Source organism: Neobacillus drentensis (assembly GCF_036962765.1).
Lineage (GTDB): Bacteria > Bacillota > Bacilli > Bacillales > Cytobacillaceae > Neobacillus > Neobacillus drentensis_C.
Genome location: NZ_JBALOS010000285.1, coordinates 2889 through 5126, shown reverse-complemented (window position 1 = coordinate 5126; position 2238 = coordinate 2889). Strand labels below are relative to the sequence as shown.

Annotated in this window: 2 protein-coding genes; both read left to right on the top strand. The window is 38.1% G+C overall.

What is annotated here, in order from left to right; translation table 11 throughout:
- Positions 1–310 precede the first annotated feature (310 nt).
- Entirely contained in the window at positions 311–520 is a 210-nt protein-coding gene (locus tag V7137_RS27025; protein WP_218345773.1) for a DNA-dependent RNA polymerase subunit epsilon, read from the top strand.
- A 6-nt stretch (positions 521–526) separates the two neighbouring features.
- The gene (gene rnjA / locus V7137_RS27020) at positions 527–2194 is read left to right on the top strand and encodes a ribonuclease J1 (protein WP_335700932.1); all 1668 of its coding nucleotides are present in this window, start codon (positions 527–529) and stop codon (positions 2192–2194) included.
- The last annotated feature ends 44 nt before the right edge of the window (positions 2195–2238 follow it).

Here is a 2238-nt window from a genome sequence, read left to right as displayed (position 1 = left end):
ACTTTACATTGGACAAGGATCGTATAAAATAAGAGATAAGGAGATGATCCACTATGTTAAAGAAGCTAAGAAAGAAGCTTTTAAAACAGTGGAATGATTTACTACGAAAAAAATCCATTGCCTAAATTTAATTAGTTAGGGCCCTTCAAACTTGCGAAGGGCTCCTTCGTTATTGTAAATTGTAAAAACAACGATTCTTTTTTACATACTTTTCATGCAAGTCTAATGTTTTCCAAAGAAAATAAATGAAAAAGATGAAAATGTTTTATATAATAGAAAAAGTTATGACCCCAGTTAGGAGCGATATGTAATGATATTTAAAGTATATTATCAAGAAAGAATCACTGAAGTACCTGTCAGAGAAAATACAAAAACCCTTTATATTGAAGGAGATTCGGTAAGAGACGTCCGCTCAAAGATTGCCGATCGTGGGTATAATGTTGAATCTGTTCAAGAAGTTAAGGGAGCACATCTTAATTATGAACGTCAAAATGAAGACTATAAAGTATTGGAGAAATGATAATTTATGAAATTTGTTAAGAATGATCAAACTGCAGTTTTTGCCCTCGGTGGATTAGGCGAAATTGGCAAAAACACGTATGCAGTTCAGTTCCAGGATGAAATAATATTAATTGATGCCGGCATAAAATTTCCTGAGGACGAGCTATTAGGTATTGATTATGTTATTCCGGATTATGCATATTTGGTTAAAAACCAAGAGAAGATAAAAGGTTTATTTGTTACACACGGACATGAAGATCACATTGGCGGGATACCCTATTTACTACGCGAAATCAATGTTCCCATTTATGGTGGAAAACTCGCTCTTGGATTAATAAAGAATAAACTTGAAGAACACGGCTTATTAAGAAATGCTAAGCTAATAGACATAAAAGAAGACGATGTAATCAAATTCCGCAAAACTTCGGTTACCTTTTTCCGCACTACTCACAGTATTCCGGATTCTTATGGGATCGTTGTTAAAACACCGCCTGGACAAATTGTCCATACTGGTGATTTTAAATTTGATTTTACCCCTGTTGGTGAACCAGCCAACCTCACTAAAATGGCTGAAATCGGAAAAGAAGGCGTACTTTGTTTACTATCAGATAGTACGAATAGTGAAATACCTGAGTTTACCATGTCAGAACGCCGGGTTGGCGACAGCATTAACGATATTTTCCGTAAAGTAGACGGCCGTATCATCTTCGCAACCTTCGCATCAAATATTCACAGACTCCAGCAAGTAGTTGAGGCCGCTGTAGTTTACGGACGAAAAGTAGCCGTTTTTGGCCGCAGTATGGAAGCTGCTATCAATATCGGTCTTGAGCTAGGATATATTAATGCACCAAAAGAGACTTTTATTGAAGCGAATCAAATTAATCGACTGCCTGCTGATAAAGTAACCATCCTATGTACTGGAAGTCAGGGTGAAGCGATGGCCGCATTATCAAGAATTGCAAATGGTACGCACAGACAGATTCAAATCATTCCTGGCGATACAGTTGTATTTTCTTCCTCACCTATTCCAGGGAACACAATTAGCGTCAGCAGAACCATTAATATGCTCTACAGAGCCGGCGCTGAAGTCATTCACGGAAAACTTAGTAATATCCATACCTCTGGTCATGGAGGACAGGAAGAACAAAAACTTATGCTTCGTTTAATCAAACCGAAGTTCTTCATGCCAATTCACGGTGAATATCGGATGCAAAAAATGCACGCCAAGATTGCTGTTGATTGCGGAGTACAAGAAGAAAATTGTTTTATTATGGATAATGGTGAAGTATTAGCGCTTTCTGAAGATACTGCTCTGGTTGCAGGAAAGATCCCATCCGGCTCAGTCTATATTGACGGCAGTGGTGTAGGGGACATCGGAAATATCGTCTTACGTGACCGGAGAATCCTCTCTGAGGAAGGATTAGTCGTGGTGGTTGTAAGCATAAATATGAAAGAATTCAAAATCGCATCCGGGCCTGACTTAATTTCACGAGGATTTGTTTACATGAGAGAATCGGGCGATTTAATCAACGATGCACAGAGTCTTATCACCAAACACCTTAATAGGGTAATGGAAAGAAAAACTAGCCAATGGTCGGAAATTAAAAACGAAATCACTGATACACTGGCACCTTTCCTTTATGAAAAAACAAAACGCAGACCAATGATTTTACCAATCATTATGGAAGTATAAATAAAAAAAGCGGAAGCCCTGTTCTAGGCGCTTCCGCTTTTCTT

Bases quoted from the DNA above. Each gene is read 5' to 3' on its own strand.
- V7137_RS27025 (WP_218345773.1), top strand. From the start codon at position 311: ATGATATTTAAAGTATATTATCAAGAAAGAATCACTGAAGTACCTGTC.
- rnjA (WP_335700932.1), top strand. From the start codon at position 527: ATGAAATTTGTTAAGAATGATCAAACTGCAGTTTTTGCCCTCGGTGGA.